Origin of the sequence: Glaciecola sp. 1036, from assembly GCF_050306235.1 — a bacterium.
GTDB lineage: Bacteria > Pseudomonadota > Gammaproteobacteria > Enterobacterales > Alteromonadaceae > Glaciecola.
On record NZ_JBLWFH010000002.1, the window covers coordinates 121,778 to 143,268 of the forward strand.

General features: G+C 39.7%; 22 protein-coding genes. 8 read left to right on the forward strand and 14 right to left on the reverse strand.

Annotation, left to right across the window (positions count from 1 at the left end; translation table 11 throughout):
- The first annotated feature begins 82 nt into the window (after positions 1–82).
- Together ACNKW3_RS03160 and ACNKW3_RS03165 are read left to right on the forward strand one after the other, a co-directional pair.
- A complete protein-coding gene (locus ACNKW3_RS03160; protein WP_427397815.1) occupies positions 83–991 on the forward strand; it encodes a universal stress protein in 909 nt (302 codons plus the stop codon).
- A gap of 230 nt (positions 992–1,221) precedes the next feature.
- Positions 1,222–3,096 (forward strand): alpha/beta hydrolase family protein, encoded by a 1,875-nt coding sequence (locus ACNKW3_RS03165; protein WP_427397816.1) that lies wholly within the window; start codon positions 1,222–1,224, stop codon positions 3,094–3,096.
- Positions 3,097–3,616: 520 nt separating this feature from the next.
- On the opposite strand, the gene ACNKW3_RS03170 is transcribed toward ACNKW3_RS03165, so the two are convergent.
- The 5 genes from ACNKW3_RS03170 to ACNKW3_RS03190 all read right to left on the reverse strand — a co-directional run bounded on the left by ACNKW3_RS03170 (position 3,617) and on the right by ACNKW3_RS03190 (position 8,079).
- Positions 3,617–4,333, reverse strand: coding sequence for a hypothetical protein (locus ACNKW3_RS03170; RefSeq protein ID WP_427397817.1), 717 nt, complete (start codon positions 4,331–4,333; stop codon positions 3,617–3,619).
- Positions 4,334–4,835: 502 nt separating this feature from the next.
- Entirely contained in the window at positions 4,836–6,047 is a 1,212-nt protein-coding gene (locus ACNKW3_RS03175; RefSeq protein ID WP_427397818.1) for an acyltransferase family protein, read from the reverse strand.
- Between the two features lie 47 nt (positions 6,048–6,094).
- A complete protein-coding gene (locus tag ACNKW3_RS03180; RefSeq protein ID WP_427397819.1) occupies positions 6,095–6,778 on the reverse strand; it encodes a hypothetical protein in 684 nt (227 codons plus the stop codon).
- A 2-nt stretch (positions 6,779–6,780) separates the two neighbouring features.
- Entirely contained in the window at positions 6,781–7,671 is an 891-nt protein-coding gene (locus ACNKW3_RS03185) for an ABC transporter ATP-binding protein (protein ID WP_427397820.1), read from the reverse strand.
- A gap of 15 nt (positions 7,672–7,686) precedes the next feature.
- Positions 7,687–8,079, reverse strand: a complete 393-nt coding sequence (locus ACNKW3_RS03190; RefSeq protein ID WP_427397821.1) for a GntR family transcriptional regulator — start codon at positions 8,077–8,079, stop codon at positions 7,687–7,689.
- Between the two features lie 456 nt (positions 8,080–8,535).
- On the opposite strand from ACNKW3_RS03190, the gene ACNKW3_RS03195 reads away from it, so the two are divergent.
- Together ACNKW3_RS03195 and ACNKW3_RS03200 are read left to right on the forward strand one after the other, a co-directional pair.
- The gene (locus ACNKW3_RS03195) at positions 8,536–9,522 is read left to right on the forward strand and encodes a 2-hydroxyacid dehydrogenase (RefSeq protein ID WP_427398177.1); all 987 of its coding nucleotides are present in this window, start codon (positions 8,536–8,538) and stop codon (positions 9,520–9,522) included.
- A 106-nt stretch (positions 9,523–9,628) separates the two neighbouring features.
- Positions 9,629–10,186 (forward strand): hypothetical protein, encoded by a 558-nt coding sequence (locus ACNKW3_RS03200; RefSeq protein WP_427397822.1) that lies wholly within the window; start codon positions 9,629–9,631, stop codon positions 10,184–10,186.
- An 8-nt stretch (positions 10,187–10,194) separates the two neighbouring features.
- Here the strand turns inward: ACNKW3_RS03200 and ACNKW3_RS03205 are convergent, their stop codons facing one another.
- Positions 10,195–10,737 (reverse strand): acyloxyacyl hydrolase, encoded by a 543-nt coding sequence (locus ACNKW3_RS03205; protein ID WP_427397823.1) that lies wholly within the window; start codon positions 10,735–10,737, stop codon positions 10,195–10,197.
- 168 nt (positions 10,738–10,905) lie between these two features.
- On the opposite strand from ACNKW3_RS03205, the gene ACNKW3_RS03210 reads away from it, so the two are divergent.
- Positions 10,906–11,841 (forward strand): 2-hydroxyacid dehydrogenase, encoded by a 936-nt coding sequence (locus tag ACNKW3_RS03210; RefSeq protein ID WP_427397824.1) that lies wholly within the window; start codon positions 10,906–10,908, stop codon positions 11,839–11,841.
- An 8-nt stretch (positions 11,842–11,849) separates the two neighbouring features.
- On the opposite strand, the gene ACNKW3_RS03215 is transcribed toward ACNKW3_RS03210, so the two are convergent.
- The 8 genes from ACNKW3_RS03215 to cyaY all read right to left on the reverse strand — a co-directional run bounded on the left by ACNKW3_RS03215 (position 11,850) and on the right by cyaY (position 19,979).
- Positions 11,850–13,037, reverse strand: coding sequence for an RDD family protein (locus ACNKW3_RS03215; RefSeq protein WP_427397825.1), 1,188 nt, complete (start codon positions 13,035–13,037; stop codon positions 11,850–11,852).
- 20 nt (positions 13,038–13,057) lie between these two features.
- A complete protein-coding gene (locus ACNKW3_RS03220) occupies positions 13,058–14,794 on the reverse strand; it encodes a DUF4153 domain-containing protein (protein WP_427397826.1) in 1,737 nt (578 codons plus the stop codon).
- Between the two features lie 66 nt (positions 14,795–14,860).
- The gene (locus ACNKW3_RS03225) at positions 14,861–16,006 is read right to left on the reverse strand and encodes a heme biosynthesis HemY N-terminal domain-containing protein (protein ID WP_427397827.1); all 1,146 of its coding nucleotides are present in this window, start codon (positions 16,004–16,006) and stop codon (positions 14,861–14,863) included.
- Positions 16,003–17,199 carry a uroporphyrinogen-III C-methyltransferase gene (locus tag ACNKW3_RS03230; RefSeq protein ID WP_427397828.1) on the reverse strand — a complete coding sequence of 399 codons (1,197 nt, stop codon included), beginning with the start codon at positions 17,197–17,199 and terminating at the stop codon, positions 16,003–16,005. The genes ACNKW3_RS03225 and ACNKW3_RS03230 overlap by 4 nt, the downstream gene beginning before the upstream one ends.
- 16 nt (positions 17,200–17,215) lie before the next feature.
- Entirely contained in the window at positions 17,216–17,953 is a 738-nt protein-coding gene (locus ACNKW3_RS03235) for a uroporphyrinogen-III synthase (RefSeq protein WP_427397829.1), read from the reverse strand.
- A 6-nt stretch (positions 17,954–17,959) separates the two neighbouring features.
- The gene (gene hemC / locus ACNKW3_RS03240; RefSeq protein ID WP_427397830.1) at positions 17,960–18,889 is read right to left on the reverse strand and encodes a hydroxymethylbilane synthase; all 930 of its coding nucleotides are present in this window, start codon (positions 18,887–18,889) and stop codon (positions 17,960–17,962) included.
- Between the two features lie 88 nt (positions 18,890–18,977).
- Positions 18,978–19,649, reverse strand: coding sequence for an alpha/beta hydrolase (locus tag ACNKW3_RS03245; protein ID WP_427397831.1), 672 nt, complete (start codon positions 19,647–19,649; stop codon positions 18,978–18,980).
- Positions 19,650–19,658: 9 nt separating this feature from the next.
- Positions 19,659–19,979 (reverse strand): iron donor protein CyaY, encoded by a 321-nt coding sequence (gene cyaY / locus ACNKW3_RS03250; protein WP_427397832.1) that lies wholly within the window; start codon positions 19,977–19,979, stop codon positions 19,659–19,661.
- Between the two features lie 103 nt (positions 19,980–20,082).
- On the opposite strand from cyaY, the gene gmk reads away from it, so the two are divergent.
- From gmk to rpoZ, 3 genes are all read left to right on the forward strand, one after another.
- Positions 20,083–20,721, forward strand: a complete 639-nt coding sequence (gmk, locus tag ACNKW3_RS03255) for a guanylate kinase (RefSeq protein WP_427397833.1) — start codon at positions 20,083–20,085, stop codon at positions 20,719–20,721.
- Entirely contained in the window at positions 20,718–21,017 is a 300-nt protein-coding gene (locus ACNKW3_RS03260) for a hypothetical protein (protein WP_427397834.1), read from the forward strand. The genes gmk and ACNKW3_RS03260 overlap by 4 nt, the downstream gene beginning before the upstream one ends.
- 165 nt (positions 21,018–21,182) lie before the next feature.
- Positions 21,183–21,455 carry a DNA-directed RNA polymerase subunit omega gene (gene rpoZ, locus ACNKW3_RS03265; RefSeq protein ID WP_427397835.1) on the forward strand — a complete coding sequence of 91 codons (273 nt, stop codon included), beginning with the start codon at positions 21,183–21,185 and terminating at the stop codon, positions 21,453–21,455.
- The last annotated feature ends 36 nt before the right edge of the window (positions 21,456–21,491 follow it).

Genomic DNA, 21,491 nt, shown 5'->3' on the forward strand with positions numbered 1-21,491 from the left:
ATTGAAGTTGTTTTTGGTGTCTATTTTTTCATCATATACTAGGTTACACTGATGTAAACAAAGTAACGAATGGATGCCTAGGATGGATTCCACCATTGCGCCTTTCCAACATATTCTAGTGGTTTTAGATGCCTCTGAAGATTTTGCAATACCACTGACGCGAGCAAGTCAAATGTGCAAACTCATGGACGCAAAGATGAGTGTGTTAATTTCTTGTTTCGCTGTGTTATCGGTAAAAAATAAATCAGCACTGAACGACGACCTAGGCGATATGGTTGATCAATTGCGGGAAGATGTAAAAGAGCAACTTGAGCAACTCAAAACAGTTGAATTACTCGATAAAACCTTTCTTTCATGGCAAGAAAAAACCTCGCTAGCAACTCAAAGATTAATTGAAGATAGAAAATTTGACCTAGTGATAAAAGCACCTGTACAGCAAGGTGAATTCAAAAAGCTATTCCGCAGTGGATTAGATAAGTATTTTGTAAGTGATTGCCCACTTCCCGTTTGGATGATTAAACCTAGAGAATGGGATCAAGACATTCAAGTGATGGCCTGCATCGATATGGCAGATAAAGCGCACGAAAATGTGCTTATGAACAAGCATATTTTATCTATCAGTGATCGTTTGACCGGATTGTTAGGTGGGCATATGCATGTGACCGATTGTTTTTACGGTGAGATCGGCTCCATGCGAGTAGATTATAACTCGAAACGCGGATTCAAACGCCAAGCGTCTGTGAAAGAACAACACTTAGAGCAATTAAAATCTTACATTCATGACTATTCACTAATGGATGATCAATTGCATTTTGAAGAAGGGATTCCTGACGATGTCATTCCAAGCAGAGCAGCAGCACTTGGCGCTGAATTAGTCGTTATTGGAAATAATGAAGATAGCAATATCTTCGACAGAATTATGGGAGATACAGCCGTTACTTTAACCCAGGCTATGCCTTGTGATATCCTCATTTTAAAATTAAACAATTAACATAAAATATACATTTAGTGGTAAAGTTTGTTTTAGAGGTTTTTTGCATGACATCTCATTGAATATTGTTAGCTAAAAATTCTCCTGTAATCCCACACAACTGGCAAAGGACGCTATAGATGTATTGTTGTATCAAAAAAATAATTTCCGCTTTAGTTCTTACTCTTATATTTTCGCAAGTTTCAGCTCAACCTAGTATTGATGATTTTCTCAGAGAAGCAGATTATCGCATGGCTAAAATATCACCTGATGGACGGTATTTAGCTGAGCTTTGGAACAAGCGAGAAGACAATACTCGCTTTGTAACAATCAAAGATCTCAGTAAAGCTGACCGACCAATTATTAGCAGTACGGGCGATTCAGTAGTGCGTCCATATTCTATCAGTTGGGCGAATAACAAAAGGTTGTTAATTCATCTCCATGTACCTTATCGTACTGACTCTGTAAGAAGGGAGCAGGAAACAGAAGAAGATTTCAACATTTACGACTATTTTATGTTTAGTCGGACAGTGGCAATTGACCCAGATGGAAGCAATTTAGTCCAATTAATGGAGGATGATCGAAAGGCTAGAAGGAACGTTAGTCTTTCCAAAATTCGACATTTTCTACCAAAAGACCCTGAACATATTCTAATGACGGCTTGGCGCAATGAGCGTCTAGCCCTGTTGAAAGTTAATGTGTACACCGGAGATTCCAAAATCTTAACTTCTGGAGGACGACTAACCTATGCATTTATTAATGACGAAGAAGGTAATCTGTTGTATCGACTGGATTATCTAAGAATCGCTAAGCGCATAGATATTTTTGAGCTTGATGAAGATAACGATTGGTATCGAACGCGGGAAATAGATTTAGAGCAAGAGGAAGAAGATGACGAAAACACTTCCTTAGCCGACTTGATTGGTCTCTACGAAAATAAGTTGGTGTACCGACAACGTAATAGCGAAACAGGCTTTTATGAACTCATTATTTTAGATGATAAAAACAGTGAGCCTGAATTGCTAGCGAGTTCTCCCAACAAAGATATTTTGTATCCATTAACCTCTACCCGTTCCAATAACATTATTGGCTATGCCTTTGATGGAGACGTAATCACCTATAAATTTTTTGATAAAGAGATTCAAGCGCAATATGAACAGTTACAGCAAAAAATAGGATTAGCTAACTATTCGATAACCTCTTTTACCGATGATGGCAGTACCGCTACAGTCAATGTATACGGTGGTGACAATCCAGGCATGTACTTCATTTATCATTTAGAGAGTAATAAACTGGAGTTTTTGCAAAATAGATATTTCAATATAGCGAGTAAAAACTTATCCCTAATTTCACCCATTGATTACACCACTCGTGATGGACTCTCTATCCGCAGTTATTTGTATCATCCGGAAAACCTAGAAGACAAATTATATCCGCTAATCATAATGCCTCATGGTGGGCCTCACGCTCGCGACCGTGCTACTTATGATGATTTTGCACAGTTACTCGCAACACGTGGGTATTTGGTGCTTAAGCCCAATTTCCGTGGTTCTTTGGGGTTTGGCAAAGCTTTTGAAGAAGCGGGATATAAACAATGGGGTCAAGCCATGCAAGATGACTTGACTGACGGCATAAACGAACTGGTTAAAGGGCAATTGGTCGATCCTAAACGCGTATGCATTGTCGGTATTTCTTATGGCGGTTATGCAGCCATGATGGGGATTGCAAAAGACCCAGACTTATACCAGTGTGCTGTGGCGATTAATGGCATTTCTGATTTGCACGCAATGATCGAATTTGACGAGGGAAAGTTAGATGATAAACAGGTCGAAAGATACGTATATAGACGTGTTGGTCATCCAGAGCAAGATGCAAAAATGCTAAGCGACTTTTCGCCCATCAATCACATCGATAAAATTAAAGCGCCCTTATTACTCATTGCGGGCACAGATGATGATGTAGTGGATTATGATCAGTCTGACGACATGTTCGAAGCCATGAAAGAAAAGGATAAAACGGTTAAGTTCATAACACTTGAAGATACAGGGCATAATCCTTTCTATTATCATGTAGACATAGAAGTAGTTTACAATGAGGTGGTGGAGTTTTTAGATAAGCACTTGTAGTAGGCACGTAGTAGGTACGCCTGAAATGGGAAAGGATACTGTCACCGTGAACTTTCCTGTCACCGAGTGCTCTACCGCCGTCACCGTGGACTCTACCTCCGTCACTGTGGACTCTACCGCCGTCACCGTGGACTCTACCTCCGTCACTGTGGACTCTACCGCCGTCACCGTGGACTCTACCTCCATCACTGTGCATTTTACCGCCGTCGCTGTGACGAAAGTCGCGGCCTCCAAAGTAGCCCTCTGGCGTGCAATTGTCAGTGACTTGGCACTCTTATGGCGTTGGCGCCATTGCAATTCATTTAAACATTGAAGATATGACCTCAAATAAATACATACATGCTTGGGGCATAAATATACTGGAGTTGTTGTACGCCGGCTTGTTTGCAGAAATTGTCTTGCGCCCGTTAAAATTTAAATTAACGAGCGCGCTATAAGAGTTTCATTATTATAAAATTTATCCCTACTAAATTGGCTGGCTTACAAAACTAGTTAGGGATTATATGTTAGATACAGCCGTTTAGGGTCTTCTGCGTAACGCACCAGCTACAATAGCTAAAGCACCAAATAATAACATTATCATCGGTGGTTCGTTTACCGAAGAAAATGTACCGGTGTTGGTTAAAATGTTGATATTATCTATACCAAAAGGACCTGAATTACTAGTAAATCTCATTCTGTTGTCGCTTCTTAGATCAGAAAAGATAGTATCAGAGAACATGAATTGATTGTTTATATAAACGTCAACAAGCTGATCAAGGTAGTTGACATCGAATAAATAATTATTCCATTGGGACAAATCAAATAGGGTACCAACATCATGTGATGCTTCATAAATATTATCATATCGGACACAGCATCCTTCAAAGCGTCGAGATGTAGGGTCAATGTTTTCAGCTGTAATGATACCGGTTGCATAAAAGTCATATCGTTGGATATTAGGAATATCAAAGAAAAAAGTAGCTTGCTCCGACACTTTTAAATCAAAAGAAAATTGCAAAGTGTCAGTATAGTTAGATCGAGATACTATAACTTGATCATATGGGGACGCTCCCCCATTATCAGAGGCATTCAATTCTAGATACTTGTTACCATCTTCCTCTCGGATTTTTGGATCTCCAAACCTAAGTTCGTTTAACATAGTTGAATCAGAAAAACTAAAGGATGGTAACTCTCCTACGGTTTCGTTCTCAAAATCAATGGTTTTTATAATCTCAGCATAGACCGAAAAGTGCATTCCAATTGACAATAGTAAAGCGATGATGACCTTATTCATTTTATTCCTTAAGTGTTTAATCGGATGTTGAGTAAGCAACCAGCCTATCTAATGCAAAGTAAAAAGACCTAAAAAAAGCTAAAAAAAATCTAAAATCTGAGTATTTTGAAAATAACTTTATTTGGTATTTAACAATTTAGACAGTAAACAAATGTTGTGTTAACGGAAAAAATGATAGGCGAGGGAGGTTGATTGAAATTCGGCTCTTTGCATTAGATGAGTTTTGCGTTGACATTATCCCTATTTCGGTATCAAACTGAATCACGCTTGCATGTTTAGCTTGGGATTGATGTTCAAGTTTGGATGGGTAATAGACCCAGAAGGAAATAAGATCGAGCTTTGGGAACCTCCTGCTGGCGAATAATGTACAACAATCCACAGCGCTATAAATTAAGGTAGCGATTGAATGAAATACTAGAAAAAGGTGTACCACAACGTACACCTTTTCTATTTCTAGCTTGTTCTACACTTGTTGTGTAGCGAGTGTTTGAGGTTCGGCTTTGGCTTTTTTACGACCATTTAATAACCAACCAATTGGCGTCCATCTTACAAACATCAAGTAGGTGATGAAACCAATGGCAAAAGTAAGTAATGAGCTTATAGCAAACTCAGTGATGAGTGAGTAATTCACATCTAACAACTTGAATTGGATGAACATAAGCACAGGGAAATGTATGATGTAAATCCAGTAAGACGCATCTGAAATCAAGCGCACACTTTTGCTTTGTTTGTTCAAGAAACGACGGGCAAAAAGAATAATGCTAACACTTAGGAAAACCGAGGACATTCCTTCTAGCCAAGCTTCTAGCACCTGTGTAGAGGTAAAAACAGGACCTTGCATCATGCGCATCATCGCTTCTTGACCACTCACTTGCGCAGGTAACATGTAAAACATTGCGCCATAGGCCGCACAACCAGCAATAAACAGCAATAGTGCATGTGGCGCTAGCTTATCTAAGATCTCTGGCGCTTTATTCAACGCATATCCCAACAAGAAAAACAGGAAGAAGAAACCGAATACCCAAAGCTGAGGCATAAACTTTTCAGGCGCTGGAAAAGGTGTATATTGGGTTGCTAACGCTGGAATCATTAGCACAGGTAACAGCGCAACAATAAGCAACGGACGGGCGCTGCTCCAGCCAACCCAGTTTACTTTAAGCTGGTTAAATTTGTTGCCTAATTTATTGCAGATAAGTACCACGGCATAGAAAAACGTCAGTTGATACAAAAACCATAAATGGGTTGTGGTCAATGGCGGCGCTGGGGCATCGGGATTTTGCGCCATCATCGCAATAAAGCCTAACAAAGGGTTTTTCTGCTGCACGTTTTCAATCGCCCAACCCATGATCAAAACGATAGATATGATAACGAAAGGCAAGAAAATCACAAAAGGAAGTACTATTCTTAATCCTCTGTTTTTAGCAGTTGCACCTATACCGCGCTTTTGGATTAAAAGGGCAGCAAAGAAGCCCGCAACGATGAAAAACAGTGGCATTCTAAAGGTATGACTAAAGAAAGCTAGTACATCAACTACCACAGAATTTTGCGGATCTGAGGTCAACCAAAGATTTGCTAACATGGGGCTATACGCCAATGCTGCATGGAAAAATATCCCTAAAAGCATGGCGAACGCGCGCAAGTTGTCCATGTAGTGGACACGATTATCACTACTCATAATAAGCACCTTGTAAAAAGTAAGTTTTCGGGAGGTTTAGTGCCTGCTTATAAAAAACAGGCGTTTCTGGATTTAATAAATAAGGTAAGACTCAAGACTAAAATAAGGGCGAGAATTTCAATGCCGAAAACACTAAAGAAGGTAGCATTAAACACGGCTTCATTGCCCTGTATGAATTCACTGATCCCTGGCAATTGACCAACAACGCTTAGGAATAAGTTGAATAAGATATTAAAGATAACCACCATCACTATGGTGAAACCTTCGGATCCTGTACCAACACCAATGCACAATACAACAACGACCCCAGTCAATATTTGCAAGAAACAAAGTATCGATATCGGAATTAACCCATTGGGTAAATGGCTGAAATAAATCAAGGACAATGTTATAACCAACATTGGCAACCAATTAAGAAAGTAAACCACCATTCCACCAACCGTTTTAGAAACAGCGTAATCTGTGGCATTTATCGGTAAACCCATGATAAAAGACATCTGGTTTTCCTTTTTCTCAATGATGACGGAGGTCAGTGCAAAGTGAATTCCGGAACCAATTGAGACAGTAATTACTAATATAACCCCTAGGTAGTAAGCGCCTTCTATTGGCGCAATCATAACACCTGCAGCTAATGCGCAAATGAGTATGTAAACCACCAAAAATGGACGAAATAGTAAAAAATCTTTGGTCGTTAATTTATAGATCATAGAAGGATTTAAACGTAAGTTCATAGCTATTCTCCTTGACGACGATAGCTGACATTAGCAATGAATATCTCTTCCAAAGACATCTTTTCTACTGCCAGCACTTTAATATTTTGCTTTTGCATATCGGTTAAAATTTCAGGTGTAAATGCATTGGTTGTGACCGAGGCCAACTTACCTGCTTGTTCAATACCAATTGATCTGTGATGTCTAAACAGCAAGGTTTCAGAAGGCAGTTCTACCTGGATTTTTTTCCAATTTTCAAAAAAGCTTTCTTTATCGTTGGAATCCAAAATACGGCCGCGATCGATAAAGGTGATTTGGTCACTGATTTTTTCCACATCCGCCGTGTTGTGGGATGAAAATAGAACAGTTCTGTCTTCATCTCTTAGAATCAGTGCTAATTCCGCCATGACCTCATGTCGCGCCACTGGATCTAAACCTGTGGTAGGTTCATCTAGAACCAATAATTTTGGTTTGCGAGCTAGCACTAAAAGCAACTGTGCTTTAATTTGCTGACCCTTTGAGAATTGCTTTATTTTCTGTTCTAGATTTAGATCGAATCTTTTAAGTAGCTCATTGGCATATGCTTGATTCCATTGTGGATAAATGGATTTAATAAAATCTATATGCCAAGCAAGATTTTTAGCGCCATAGAGTTTCATTTCTTCTGAACTAAAACCAACTTCCTTTTTCACTAGCGTTTGGTTTTCTGGCTGGGAGTGACCAAGGACTTTTACTACGCCAGAATCTGCTTGCATCAAACCCATTAAAATACGAATTGTGGTAGATTTTCCCGCGCCATTAGCGCCCACGAAACCCATAATCTGGCCAGTGGGTAAGGTAAGGTCGACATTTTTCAATTGAAAATATTTAAACGACTTGCTTACGTTTTCCAATTGTATTGCTAAATTTTCCATAATTAATTTCCAAATTTAACCGTTGTCAGATTTGTGCTCATCGCATAGCTTAGCTATGCGTTGCAGCAATTCTTGATGAGTCAGTCCCATTTGTATCCCAAGAGAAATGGCCTGTTTAATCTTCTCATCGAGCTCTTCGTACTGAAGGGCTGTTTGCATTTTGTTAGTATCAGCAATAAAACTGCCTTTACCTTGTTGGGTGTAAATAACCCCTTCGCGCTCCAATTCGAGATAAGCGCGTTTAACTGTAATCACGCTTACCCCTGTACTGGCGGCGAGTTCCCGAATTGAAGGCAAATGAAAGCCAGTTGGCCAATCGCCTACCATCACTTTTTGTTTGATCTGCGCCATGATCTGCAGGTACATGGGACGAGAATCTGTTTGTGAAAGAAAGAGTTTAATCGTCATTAAAAACTAATCTGTGTATATCATATATGCACAGTATACACAGATATACACAGTTGACAAATAAAATTTGTACAAAAAATAGATGATAGTTATTTAACTTATTGAAAATAATAAACTTTAAAATTTTTATGGCTGTGTATATGAAGCATCAAAAGAGCACCTTGTATATACACAGTGCTTAGTCTGTATATATTCACCACGGAAAACTTGATATGTGCTTGAGTATTAGGGCAAACTGGTTTAACAAAGATAAACAGGCTCAAGTTAGTAGTCATGCTGGGTAGTCTTATGGAGTAGACAAAACTTATGACAGATGATCTGTCGGTTGCACAACTGATCGCACGAGTAAAAGCATCTTCAGAACTTACCGATGCAAATAAAAAGCGGATTCTAAATGTACTCAATGAGCAAAATACGGATTATGGGTTCGACGAAAAAGGGCGCTTAAAAGTCGCGATGTTTGACGCTCGTACCTATGATAGCCACGCCTTCAACCAATATTGTCCAGATAATATTGAGATATTGCCTCTAGAAGCGGCATTAAATGCTAACACGGCGGTCTTGGCAAAAGGATGCAAAGTTGTATGCATTTTTGTGAATGATAAATGCGATGAGCAAGCCATTGAAACCTTAGCTAAATATGGCGTAGAGCTAATTGCGCTAAGATGTGCAGGTTTTAATAATGTAGATTTAGCAGCTTGTAAACAACATAACATCGATGTGGTTCGAGTGCCGGCTTATTCACCCCATGCAGTTGCAGAGCATACAATTGCCCTTATGATGATGCTCAATCGTAACTTACACAAAGCTTATTTACGTAATCGAACCGGGCAATTCTTACTCGACGGTTTGGTGGGCTTTGATATGCACGGTAAAACCGTCGGTATCATTGGTACTGGTAAGATTGGGCAATGTGTAATAGATATTCTTTTAGGTTTCGGCTGTCAGATTAAGGCCTTTGATCCTTATCCAAATAAAGCGTTTGAGAATAACCCTAAGGTAGATTACGTCGATTTGGACGATTTGTTTGAACATTCTCAAATCATCAGCCTTCACGCACCTCTGACTCAAGAAAATAAGCACTTAATCAATGCTAAAAGTATTGCCAAGATGCAATCAGGCGTAATGATAATTAACACCAGTCGCGGCGCCTTAATAGATACTAGGGCACTGATTGAGGGGCTTAAAAGCGGGCAGGTTTCTAAAGCGGGACTAGATGTTTATGAAGAAGAATCTGAAATTTTCTTTAAAGATAAATCTAACCTTGTGATAGACGATGACGTGTTTGCACGTTTAATGAGTTTTAATAATGTGGTGATTACATCCCATCAAGCGTTTTTGACTAATGAAGCCTTAGCGAACATAGCGCAAACCACCTTCGAGAATATTCAAGAATATCTGCAAGGTAAAACCGGAAATGCATTATCTTTTATTGTGGCTTGAACAAATAAATTTAAAATAGCGTTTGCGCAATTTCTGTTTAAGGACTACCTTTATTAGTTCATACGGAAATTTTTTCTGTTTTGTTATATTTTAAAGGACTAAGAAAATGTGCAATAGACACGGCAGGTGCTTGTTAATTGCCCTATTCTTATGCACATCTGTGTGCGCGAATGCAAGTATACTGTCGCAGACATACTCATCTGATCAATATGAGGGAGTAGTGGTACCTGCAGAAGATGCCGATCTTAAACTACAATCTCTTCCCGAAGATGTTCATGTAATACAGTCTGAAGTATTTAAAGAGTCTTTGTTCGGAACAGATCCCTTAGCCTTGCAAGTCGGTTGGGTGGATAATCCTAACAGCTTAGGCTATCAAACCAGTATCCAAAGCTTATTTTACGATCCCCCTGTCATTCTTAAATCGAATTTAGGGCATCGTTTTTTTAGTGCCTCATCTTTTTCCGCAACCTTAAAGCAACCATTTGTCATGCCTGTAGAAGAATTTGACTATTCAGTATCCGAAAAGACAGACAAGCTAACCTTTACCGCGGCACCAGCGGTAGCTGCCGCATTTTTTATCGGTTGCTTACTGCTGGTATTGTTAAGAAGTGCTAAAGAAGACCAATCAGCTGAATTTGAACAGCTAAGAAAAAGCACGCTCTAATTCGGTACTTAAAATTTGTAGGCGTAATTTGCGTAAAATAAGTTCACACCATGATTGATACTAGCAAAATTGGCATTAGAGTAGTGATTAATACTTAACGAAACTCTATGCTGCTTTGCCAAAATTGCACCAAATTCGAATCTGTCTTCAAACAACAAATGAGTTCCTAACTGGCGATCCAGTAAATTCTCACCATTAGAATATGCTAGTCCAACCCCAATACCGGCATATATTTGTTGATTACCCACCGGATAATACAAGCGCCACATTGGGTTTAGATAAATACCTTTTTTATCACGGTCATTCCAATCATCCTGCCAAAAATGAGCGCCAGCTTCTAACTCTAGCTGTAATCTGGTAGCGTCGAAGTTCCATTGGTACAAAGCTGGCGAAATATAGCCAATGCGCACAACAGTAGAGGATAACTTACCGCTATTTGGAAATGTCCATCGACCGTAAGCTTCACCGCCTGAGATACTGATTTCTTGAGCATGGGAATGGAGACTGAAAGAACTAATAAGAAGCGTTAAACAAAAAACAAATGAGCGCATTTTATTCCGTTGGAGTTAATTAATAGATTAAGAAATTTAAGCTGTAGTGATGCAATATATTCTATCTAGCTATCGACAACGAACCGGTTTACATAAAGAAACTTTGTTATTTTTCAATAGCGTGAGATCATCAACTAAGATTGTAACCTATTTACAAAAAAGAACACTATGGCATTTTTAATAAATCTACCCAATCGAAACGTTGATAAAATCAAACAATGTTTAACCGATAAAATGACACAGAAAGGTATATCACCCATTGATATCCAAGTTTGGCCCGAAGTATCTAAACCCGACGATATAACCTTTGCTCTTGTTTGGAAACATCATGCAGGTAGTTTAACTGAGTATAAAAACCTCGCGGGCATATCGTCTTTTGGTGCAGGTGTTGATGCAGTCTTTGCTGACTCCGAACTTCCTGATGTTCCTATTATGCGGATAGTAGATGACAAAATGTCCACTGATATGGCGCAATATGTCTGGACTATGATCCAGCACCACCGAATTGGCTTAGGGCAATTTGCAGATAATCAAACAGCTAAAATTTGGAAACCTAAAAGCAAACAAAAAGGCAACAAGGTCGGTATTTTAGGTTTTGGTGAGTTGGGACTTACTACCGCCAAGTTGCTTTCTAAACAGGGTTTTGATGTAACGGGTTGGCGTCGTTCAAAAAAAGGTGTTGAAGACCATTTTTGTGTTAGCGGAGAGCAAGGGTTTCATTCCATTATCGAACAAAGTGATTATTTGGTTTGTTTATTACCCTTGACTGAACAAACAGAAAACATACTGAACCAAGGCGTGTTCTCAAAGATGAAAAATACTGCGGTGTTAATAAACGTCGCGCGCGGCCATCATGTAGTTGAACAGGATTTGCAAGAAGCGCTTGAAACAGAGCAAATAGCGGCAGCCTATTTAGATGTATTTCGCCAAGAACCCTTACCTGAGGATCATCCATTTTGGACCACAAAGCACCTCTACATTACGCCACACATTTCAGCGGTAACAAATTTAGACGAAGCTTGTGAGCAAATAGCAGAAAACTATAAGCGTAGCCTTGAAAATCAGCCTCTGATTAATGTCGTTGATAGAAATTTAGGCTATTGATTGCTGTGTTAACTTGTTTGCTGATCTGCTTCAGTATTTTGTTTATCCAATGCCCAAACATCCACTTTAGGTTGGCCTAGGTGGATGACTAGGGTTTCAGCGATCTTATCTTGAATGGCTTGTCGATTGGCATCCCAATAAATTTGAATAAAACCGAGCAAGCCTGTTGCAATGCCTGCACCATAACCACCATATCTTTCAAAACTCTCCCATAATGTCATGCTATTACCGTCAAGTTTGATGACTTTGATTTTGCATATTTTTTTACCGGGAGTTTGACCTCGCCACCAACCGGCGAATACAGTGAAATACAGTGCAGACCAGCCAAAACCTATACCGAAATCTTCAGCAATTCCTAAAATCCATCGCAATAAACTAGGATCGCCTTCATCATTATTAGGTACTTCGAATTTCTTGTTTTCGGCAACAGGTTGCGTTGTCGATAGCACCTCTTGGGTAGCGTCGTCATCAATTGAGGGGTCATCACTGGTGTTCAGATCTTCAGGCGATGGGGCAACATAATTGGCGCGATAAACTTGCATTAATGCAGTCTTAACTTCGCTAGCGGTCGCATTCGCCGCATCTGTGTCAGAAATTACTTGCGCGATATTATCAAAAACTTCGTCCACTTCAACTGGCGGTATTTGTTGTTCAGCCATCTCTTCAGCAATTGAACTGGTATAGTCTCGCCAACATTGTCCCGAATCACAATCGCCTTGTACAACCTGGTTTATAAATGCCTCAGATTGCAAAGATTTGATCATGAGGTTAACAGCAATATCAGACACAACCTCAGAAGCCGATGACCTATCTTGTATTTCTTCTACAATGTCGTTTGAAAATCGATCCATTAGCATGCCGATAACAACAAGAAATAAGATGATTGCGATAAACCCAAAAACCCGCCTTAACCATTTTTCACTAATATTGGCATGTTCTTGTCGACCTGCTCGCCAAAAAGCAATGCCGGATAACAACGCTAGAATGATGTTGGGCAATGACGTAAGAATAGCGATAAAAAGCAAGTCGATCAGAATGGCTATGCCTCTTCTGCTGGGTTTGGCAAGTGACGTACCTATTAGGTCTTCAGAAATCCCAAATTCGTATGGGGTAATCACATTTCTGACTTCTTTTCTGGTCATCTTATGACCGCGACTAAAAAAGACGGCGTTTTGAGAATTTTGTTTTTCAGTCATTTTGAAATCTCTGAATTAGGTCAGTTTAATTTAATGGTTATGTCACCGATTACCAAGTCATCAAACTCAGGTGTTTGTTTTTGCACTTGATTAGATTCAATGAGCTCTAACAACCTAACCTTAGACTCTGTGTTGGCATCATTTACGTCAAGGTATCGGGTGCTCCATTTTTCCTCTTGTGCAACCCAAAACCACAGATAGGCTCTACGGAAATGGTTGCTTTCCGTAAGCAAAATGTATTCATGTTCGCCGTCATTGGTTAGATCATAGGCGAGCAAAAAATAATCGGTCTCTCGAATTGTTACATTAACAAGACCGTTCCACTTGATTAAATGTGACTCAGTAATTTTATCTACTAAGGTTTGTGGAAATTCTTCTCTGTCGGGCCAATAAACAATTCTATTTTGAAATTCTGTTTTCGCCTGTTGAACGTCTACTTGTTCATCGTTTCGTCTTGATAGATATGCACGTTCTATGCTCGAAATTAAAGGCTGATGTTCTGAATCTAGTTGCTCTTTTAGTTTAAATAAAGCGTGATAACCGGCAGCGCCTAAGTGCCATTCAAAGTAACTGATGTCCAGTGAGTCAATACCTTTATCACTCCAATAAGCGCGATCAATTTGAGATTGTGCCGACAGTGCTTGGAAATTTAAGAAAGGAGTGTTGACTAAAATGCAGACTAAAAATACTGCCATTCCCATGTAAACATTAACTTTATTTTTGTAGCTTACCCAGCCATCACGCTTCAGTAAAATACAAACTAGGTAACTTAAAGTAAATGCTGAAGCAAAAAGATTGACTAGCAAGCCCCAAAGTCTAGATGGGGTTAGACCATATTGGTCGATGCGGACTATCAGACCATACATGGCTAACAGTGAATAAACAGGGAGCACAGCAATGCCTACCAAAATTAGCCTGTGTACCCACAAATTATAAGGAGGATCTTGTTCTTTATTGGCGTAAATAGCATTTACAAAGAACAATGTGATGGCTTGTAGCCAGAGCAGTAAATGACTTCCTGGACCTTCCTCCCACAAGCGGCCAGTCCCAGTAAATAGCAAAGTTATCGCAAAACCGATGGCGATGATGGCTAATAAAGGCAGCAAGAATTGAATAATAATTTGTAGGATTTTAGCAAGTGCTTTAGTGAGATTTGTGTGTGATTTAAAATACAGCAGGGATAATCCATAAGTAAGACAAACCACAGGTATATTGAAATAAGCCTGGTCTAAAAGATCTGAAAAGAAACCTATTTCAACTTGTTCAAATAAGGCCGCATTCAGGTTCAGAATGAGAAATAAAACACCCGTAAAGACAGCGCTTTGGGCAAACATCACCGCATTTTGCCAAGAAACATTGTACAGATTATTAAAGGTAATGGGTTGGTTATCTAGCTTAAGTTGCGCGTACATAATAAGTTTAAAACAGGCAATGAAGCTAGTTACGCCAAGAACCTGAGTGACGTAATCATTAGAAAGAATATCTACCGGCATCTGTTGTAATCCCGTATAGACGCCAATAATGGCTAAAAGGGCACTGGTAGCAAAAGATACAAGTAGCGCTTTAACTTGCAGTCCCTGTGTACTTACAAAAACCCACAACAGCGGAAAGCTGATACTAAAGACAACAAGTGGTACAAATAACCAAGGGATGGTTGCCGGCCATACTTCTGCTTCATTAGATACATATAAGTAATAAAGTACCGCTGATTGAACTGCGAAAAGCACAAAAGTGAAAAAACGCGGATTAAATTTCATAGCAAATCCTTTGCAACTTTCAAAAGGTAAGAACCTTAGAAAGTAACGACGGTAAAGGTTGTCAGTTTATGATTGCAATAAATTTTTGTACAGAGCATTCGCTTTATCAAAAGATTGCTGTTGTTCCAATATAGCCGCTAACAAGAGCGCATTTTCCCTGTTATATTCAAGTTCTAAGGACTTGTTAACCGCTTTTAATGCCAGTTCGTAATCCTTTGCATTAAAGGCAAGATGGGCTAGTACTGAATAATACTGAGCGTTATCCGGTGATTGTTTTATACACTTTTCAATGAAGCGTTTGGCAACAGTTGGTTCACTATGATTAAGTTGTTTAAATAATCCCCAAAATGCAGCGTGATGCTGCTTCTCAGCGAATTCTACTAAACTAATCTCAGCTTCCGACGACAACCCTTGGTCAATCAGTAATTGTACGTAGCAAATTTGATTTGCTATGTCTTTGCGGGCTGCACGAGATAAGCTATGCCATTTTTCTTTTAGGGCATTGGCGCCTTCTTTGCTCGCAATTTCAGCAAACTCTCCTTGAGTAGCCTTGTGTGCCCACTCAATATAATCATTACCTAAGTACTTCTTATTTTCACTGATGAGGTCTTTAACATCGCGCCAACGATGTAAAGCACCTAAAGCTCTTAGTTTTAAATTCAATACTATACTGTGCGTTTGTTGTTTTTTATCTAGCTCTTCAAGGGCTTCTAGAGATTTTTTAGGCGCGTTATGCAAATGCTTTTGGGCTTGTTTTACTGCCGCTGCGAAGGCTGATGCTTTTTCAGTGCTGGCGTGAGTAAGCAGAGTATCAATCTCTTGATTGCTGTTATTGATATCGGCGGCTAATAAATAATTAGCGCCTTGGAAATCACCGCCAAAGGTCTTTCCAATGGATTTGCGTGCGGTATCTGTATCACCTATTAAATAAGCATTAAGTGCGGTAAAGAAAGCTCTTTCTTGTTGTTTTTTGCTGTAAGCACCAAACCAGTTTTTAGAGCCTGAAATCATGCGAACAATACGCACAAACAGCCATTTTGCAACCCATACCCCAACAATTAACAAACCCCCGATAATGATAGAGCTTATTAACGTCATTTCTATCACTGTGCTTTCAGTGGCAATGACAACCCGTCCTTCATAGCCAATGAGATTATGACCTAGAGCTAACGCCAAGAATAAGATTAATATGAGTACAATAATCTTAATCATAGACTGTTATTTCCATTGTTAAATTGGTCTTCCATGCGAATTTGTAACAGCTCTTTTAATCCTTTCTGGGATTGAAGATTTTCAGGATATTCGCGACTGAAATCCGTATTTAATAATTGTTCAAGTGCGCCTAAGTACTGCGTAGTCGCGGGATTATCTAATTCATAATGCTCTGTCACTATAGCCATGGCTTCTTGAATATTCTGCTGAAACAAGGTGACTTGTTCAGACAATGCCGCGCTTTGTGCGCGAGATAATGCATATTTTAGTTGTTGCTGTATTAACCACTGTTGTCGTTCAGCCAAATAAGGTTCTATTGGAGCATCAACATGTTTAATGCTGATGAAATCACCTACAATGCTACGCCAAGTGCGCTTTAAATTTTCTTGCCAGTCACTCACATCGCTCGATAGCTGTGTATCTTCTTCTTGACTGCTTTCAGGCAATCTAAACGTACGCATAGGAAGGGACTGCACCTGAGGCACAAGACCATTGACTGCCAGTGCAATAGACGTAACAGAAACCGTATTAATTTGGTTCAATGCGGCCAGATCTGAAGCGATTAAGGTGCGAACAGGATAAAGCGTTGGATCATTTAAATCTTCGAGTCTTGCATCGGCTTCTTGAAGCAAGGTTTTAGCGGTTCTTATATCGTGTTCCAAGTACAGCTTTCTACCTGCCATATTCACTAGATAATCTGCTTCTGCAAGTAACCAGTCGGAAGGGCGTCGACCAGAAATTTCGGCTAAATGTTGCTGTAATGCTTTGGTAGTTTGCGCATTATTTTGAAGCTCTGCTACAAGGTTTTCTAACGAATTAGAAAACGCGTTTTGCGCACTTTGTAAATCTTCGTCTTGGGCATTGCTTTTTCGTTCAACTGCAGATAACTGAGAACGAATTTCAGTAATCGCGGTTTCTTCACCGGTCACTTTGTTTTGTTGCTGCATCCAGTACCAATAACCGGCTCCAACTACCCCAGCAATCAATAAAAAATTAATAACAGTGAACAACCAAAGTACTTTGTTAGAAGATGAAGGCTTTGATGATGGGGTTGATGAGGGTTTTTCAGGCGCAGTCTCAGACGCTTTTTCTTCAATCACCACGGCTTCTTCTACTTGAAGATCGTCCTTTTCGTCAGAACGGCGTCTCTTAGTAGACAGATCCTTGTTTTCTGGTGGTGTTGAATTTGACATTTTGTCTCCCAAAAAATCATTCGGAGGCTATTTGCCCCTCATTTAGGTTTAAATCACGCTCTTGCCATGTTTTTGCTGCGCTAATCATAACGTCATCACTAGCGCCTTTGCTTACACTAACGTTAACAATGTTCTGTGTTTTTAAATAGTCGGCAATTCGCTTACTTGCTGCTATCCAATGCCGCTGGGTTAACCAACTAAATGTAAAGTTATCAAGTATTTGTTCAGCGATGTCATTACTTGTCACAATAATACACCTAATTGGTTTTTCCTCAACTTGTCTCACAGTATTTTGGTCAATAAAAGGCACTCTTTTATATACTTCAGCGACACTTACCTTAGCTTGTTTATCACTAAGCGATCTGGCTAACAGGTCGCGCCCTTTTTCACCCTTGAGAATAAGTACTGACTTACTTTCTACGTCCTTAAAAATAGAAAGATCCAAAACAGATTCCGAATTATGCTGTTTAGGAAGTAGGATGTCGGTGCGACTTTTTACTTCCTCATTCAGTGTCTCTAGGGTTGCTTCACCTATACAAATTATAGTGCCAAACCTAACGTCTGTATGTTGATTTAACCAATCCGCAGCATAAGTACTAGTGATAATGCCAATATCAAAAAAATTCTGTGATAATTTAACCCCCGAAACAAACTCAATATCCATTGCGGGACAACAAGTGCAAACCAATCCAGCGGCAATAAATGCATCAGCAGATGTTTTTGCTTTCTCTTTCGGTCGGGTAATTAAAAACATGCAAAGCTATTCTTGCAACGCCGATAAAATTTCACCAGCACCCTGATCGAGCAGGGATTTGGCTACTGCAATACCTATGCTTTCAGGATCTTCAATTGAACCTTCGGCCTCTGCTTTTAAAATTGTTTTGCCATCTGGACTAGCAACCAAACCTCTTAAACGTATCATCTCTCCTGACAACTCAGCAAAGCTACCAATAGGAACCTGACATCCGCCTTGCAGATGTGCATTCATTGCGCGTTCAGCACGCACTCGCCATTGGGTTTCTTGATCATTTAGAGCGCTTAATATTTGAATAAGTTCCTGATCGTCATTACGACATTCAATACCAACGGCACCTTGTCCCACTGCGGGTAGACTCACTTCTGGCGCTAATGGGTGCTTTATTCTATCTTTCATTTCTAGTCGAATTAGACCCGCTGAAGCGAGAATGATGGCATCGTACTCTCCAGCATCTAGCTTAGCTAAACGAGTATTAACGTTACCTCGTAGATCTTTAATCATTAAGTCAGGGCGAATTGCTCTTAGTTGTGCCTGGCGACGTAAACTTGATGTTCCCACTACACTGCCATCTGGCAAAGCGTCTAAATTATCATAGGTATTAGAAACGAAGGCGTCGTAAGGATTTTCTCGTGGACAAATGGCATGTAAACCAAAACCGTCAGGAAACTGAACAGGAACATCTTTTAATGAATGCACCGCAAGGTCAGCTCTTCCTTCTTGCATGGCTATCTCTAATTCTTTGATAAATAAACCTTTGCCGCCAATTTTTGCTAAAGGCGTGTCGAGGATTTTGTCCCCTTGGGTTGACATTGGCACTAAGCTAACGTGTATGTCTGGGTAGTAATGATTCAACTGTTGTTGAACATATTTAGCTTGCCACATTGCCAAGGCACTTTTTCTGGTCGCAATCTTGATGGTGCGTGAAGTAGACAAATTAACCTCTTGTACTGCCGTTATTGTGGGCTAGATGTTACCTAATTTCGCAAAAGAGGTTAACCGAAAAGATCCAATTAGATTTGCGTTAGCTCAATTGCTCTACAATAAATTTGCTGATGTCTTTAATTTCAGGCATGCAAACGTTATGTTGCATGATGTACTCTTTCCAAATGACCTTATAACCATTATTCACAATAGTTTGGTAGGCCGTTCGCCCTAAAAACAAGGGAACAACCTCATCTTGTTGACCATGACAACACAAAATAGGCGTATTATCGTTGGCACTATGCTTTTCAAAGGTTAGGAGTTCTGGTTTACACATATAGGTCGATAACCCGACAATGCCCGCAAGAGGCTGTGAAAACCTAGTGCCCAAGTGATACGCAATAACACCGCCTTGGGAAAAACCCACTAAAAGGATGTTTGTGGATGGAATACCATTCGCGATTTCGTTTTCGATCAGTTTCTGTACTTGATCAGCAGATTCCCTGACGCCCTCTTCATCAGCTCTTGATTCCATGTCCATGGATTTTATGTCATACCAAGCGCGCATTTGCATGCCATTATTGATGGTAACAGGTCGAATGGGGGCATTAGGGAACACAAATTTAATCCCGAGTTCTTCAGGCAGCTGTAATTCAGGTGCAATGGGCGCAAAGCCATTGCCACTATCACCCAACCCGTGTAGCCAAATTATGGTAGCTTTGTGTACATTTGCGGGTTCAATAACGACAGCATCTAATAACGCATCTGACATACCACTTCCTTACTTCAAGTTTAATTTAATTGGTGTATTTGCTTGTTTACTTACAGCTTCATCTAAAAAAGAATAGAACTCAACGCCTGTTCTTTCATCAATCCAAACGCCGTCTTCATAGTTAAAGTGGTGACCATTGAATTTGGTTGCTACCCATAATTGTTGTAAAGGCGGTTGTTTATTTAATACGATTTTAGAGTTATCAGGATGAATTATAGTAAAAATATCACCATTACTGTCATAGTCAAAAACCACTTCTTGCTCGTCTAGCGAATCCTCGAGCGCTAAAAAAATATCTTCTATCAGTTGGTCATATTCTGCATCTTTCATTCATTTCCCCTTGTAATTCAAGCTAACCAAAGATCACTAACGCGACCATATGTGCTAACATAAAAAAATCTTTATCTATAACCACTATCCAGAATACGAATTTATGGTTCAACCTCTTGGTAATCTTTTTATTATAGCGGCACCTTCAGGTGCTGGTAAGTCTAGTCTAATCAACGCACTTTTGGAATCAACAGAGGACCTAGGATTACTAAATCCTGCGCAACTGTCTGTTTCTCATACAACCCGAGCTCCCAGAGCTGGGGAGGAAGAGGGTAAACACTATCATTTTGTATCAGTACAAGATTTTGAATCCATGATAGGTCAGGACGCATTTTTTGAGTATGCCAAGGTGTTTAGCAATTATTATGGTACTTCGAAATCAGCCATTAGCGATAAATTGGACCAAGGAATAGACGTGTTTTTGGACATTGATTGGCAAGGTGCAAGACAAATCAAGGCAATAACTGATGCCGTCACCAGTATCTTTATTTTACCTCCATCAATTGAAGAATTAGAAAAACGCTTAGTGGGCAGAGGAAAGGACTCTCAAGAAATTATCCAAAATAGAATGGCACAAGCGAAAAGTGAAATGTCTCATGCTGACGAATTTGACTATGTGATTTTTAATGACAATTTTGATGTCGCCTTGGCGCAGTTGGCCAGCATTGTGAAAACCGCTAGTCTAAGCGCAACAAAACAATCAATGCGGTATTCTGAGCTGTTTGATGGGCTAACCAAATGAGTGTAAACGTAAAGCACTTATATCTCGCAGTTTTTGTTGGTTTACTCTTGGTCATTTACGGCTTCATTTATAACGAAGCGCGTAAAGAAGTATATTTCCTGTGCAGTAATTTTGTTGAAGGTATGCCAAAAGTAATAGTGGAAGAACAACTGGCAACGGCCCAGTGGTCAACTGCTATTGAACCTCATGCCAGAGAATTAATTTCTTACAGCGCGCTTAACTTGTACATTCATCAATGTACCATTGAATTTGATTTACAGCGCAAAGTTACCAGCGCTAAATACACAAGTTTTTAATCTATTTTGAACTCTTTGTAGGTTATTTGCGTTAATAAGGGGAGTTTCTGCCTGTTTTATGTAGAAATTTGGACGTTTGGGTAACGATTATGTCTGGTCAGTGGTAATAAAATACAGTATACTTCGCGACCATTTTTTAAAACCATCGCAAAATCCGGAGCAATAATGGCACGTGTAACAGTTGAAGACGCGGTAGATAAAATCGGTAATAGATTTGATTTAGTACTTGTTGCGGCACGTCGTGCTCGTCAAATCGCAACTGAAGGTAAAGATCCTTTAGTTGAAATGGGCAATGACAAACCGACCGTAACTGCACTTCGTGAAATCGAAGAAGGCTTAGTGACTGCTGAAACTGTTGAAGCGACAGAATTGCAAGATCAAAGAGAGCAAGAAGCAGCTGAATTTGCCTCTGTTGCCAGCATATTAGCGAATAGCTAAACAGTTATTTTTTAAATAAAAAACAAACTGAACACT

Coding starts and splice junctions, on each gene's coding strand:
- ACNKW3_RS03160 (WP_427397815.1), top strand. CDS start 83: ATGGATTCCACCATTGCGCCTTTCCAACATATTCTAGTGGTTTTAGAT.
- ACNKW3_RS03165 (WP_427397816.1), top strand. CDS start 1,222: ATGGCTAAAATATCACCTGATGGACGGTATTTAGCTGAGCTTTGGAAC.
- ACNKW3_RS03170 (WP_427397817.1), bottom strand. CDS start 4,333: ATGCACTTTTCGGTCTATGCTGAGATTATAAAAACCATTGATTTTGAG.
- ACNKW3_RS03175 (WP_427397818.1), bottom strand. CDS start 6,047: ATGAGTAGTGATAATCGTGTCCACTACATGGACAACTTGCGCGCGTTC.
- ACNKW3_RS03180 (WP_427397819.1), bottom strand. CDS start 6,778: ATGAACTTACGTTTAAATCCTTCTATGATCTATAAATTAACGACCAAA.
- ACNKW3_RS03185 (WP_427397820.1), bottom strand. CDS start 7,671: ATGGAAAATTTAGCAATACAATTGGAAAACGTAAGCAAGTCGTTTAAA.
- ACNKW3_RS03190 (WP_427397821.1), bottom strand. CDS start 8,079: ATGACGATTAAACTCTTTCTTTCACAAACAGATTCTCGTCCCATGTAC.
- ACNKW3_RS03195 (WP_427398177.1), top strand. CDS start 8,536: ATGTTTGACGCTCGTACCTATGATAGCCACGCCTTCAACCAATATTGT.
- ACNKW3_RS03200 (WP_427397822.1), top strand. CDS start 9,629: ATGTGCAATAGACACGGCAGGTGCTTGTTAATTGCCCTATTCTTATGC.
- ACNKW3_RS03205 (WP_427397823.1), bottom strand. CDS start 10,737: ATGCGCTCATTTGTTTTTTGTTTAACGCTTCTTATTAGTTCTTTCAGT.
- ACNKW3_RS03210 (WP_427397824.1), top strand. CDS start 10,906: ATGGCATTTTTAATAAATCTACCCAATCGAAACGTTGATAAAATCAAA.
- ACNKW3_RS03215 (WP_427397825.1), bottom strand. CDS start 13,037: ATGACTGAAAAACAAAATTCTCAAAACGCCGTCTTTTTTAGTCGCGGT.
- ACNKW3_RS03220 (WP_427397826.1), bottom strand. CDS start 14,794: ATGAAATTTAATCCGCGTTTTTTCACTTTTGTGCTTTTCGCAGTTCAA.
- ACNKW3_RS03225 (WP_427397827.1), bottom strand. CDS start 16,006: ATGATTAAGATTATTGTACTCATATTAATCTTATTCTTGGCGTTAGCT.
- ACNKW3_RS03230 (WP_427397828.1), bottom strand. CDS start 17,199: ATGTCAAATTCAACACCACCAGAAAACAAGGATCTGTCTACTAAGAGA.
- ACNKW3_RS03235 (WP_427397829.1), bottom strand. CDS start 17,953: ATGTTTTTAATTACCCGACCGAAAGAGAAAGCAAAAACATCTGCTGAT.
- ACNKW3_RS03245 (WP_427397831.1), bottom strand. CDS start 19,649: ATGTCAGATGCGTTATTAGATGCTGTCGTTATTGAACCCGCAAATGTA.
- cyaY (WP_427397832.1), bottom strand. CDS start 19,979: ATGAAAGATGCAGAATATGACCAACTGATAGAAGATATTTTTTTAGCG.
- gmk (WP_427397833.1), top strand. CDS start 20,083: ATGGTTCAACCTCTTGGTAATCTTTTTATTATAGCGGCACCTTCAGGT.
- ACNKW3_RS03260 (WP_427397834.1), top strand. CDS start 20,718: ATGAGTGTAAACGTAAAGCACTTATATCTCGCAGTTTTTGTTGGTTTA.
- rpoZ (WP_427397835.1), top strand. CDS start 21,183: ATGGCACGTGTAACAGTTGAAGACGCGGTAGATAAAATCGGTAATAGA.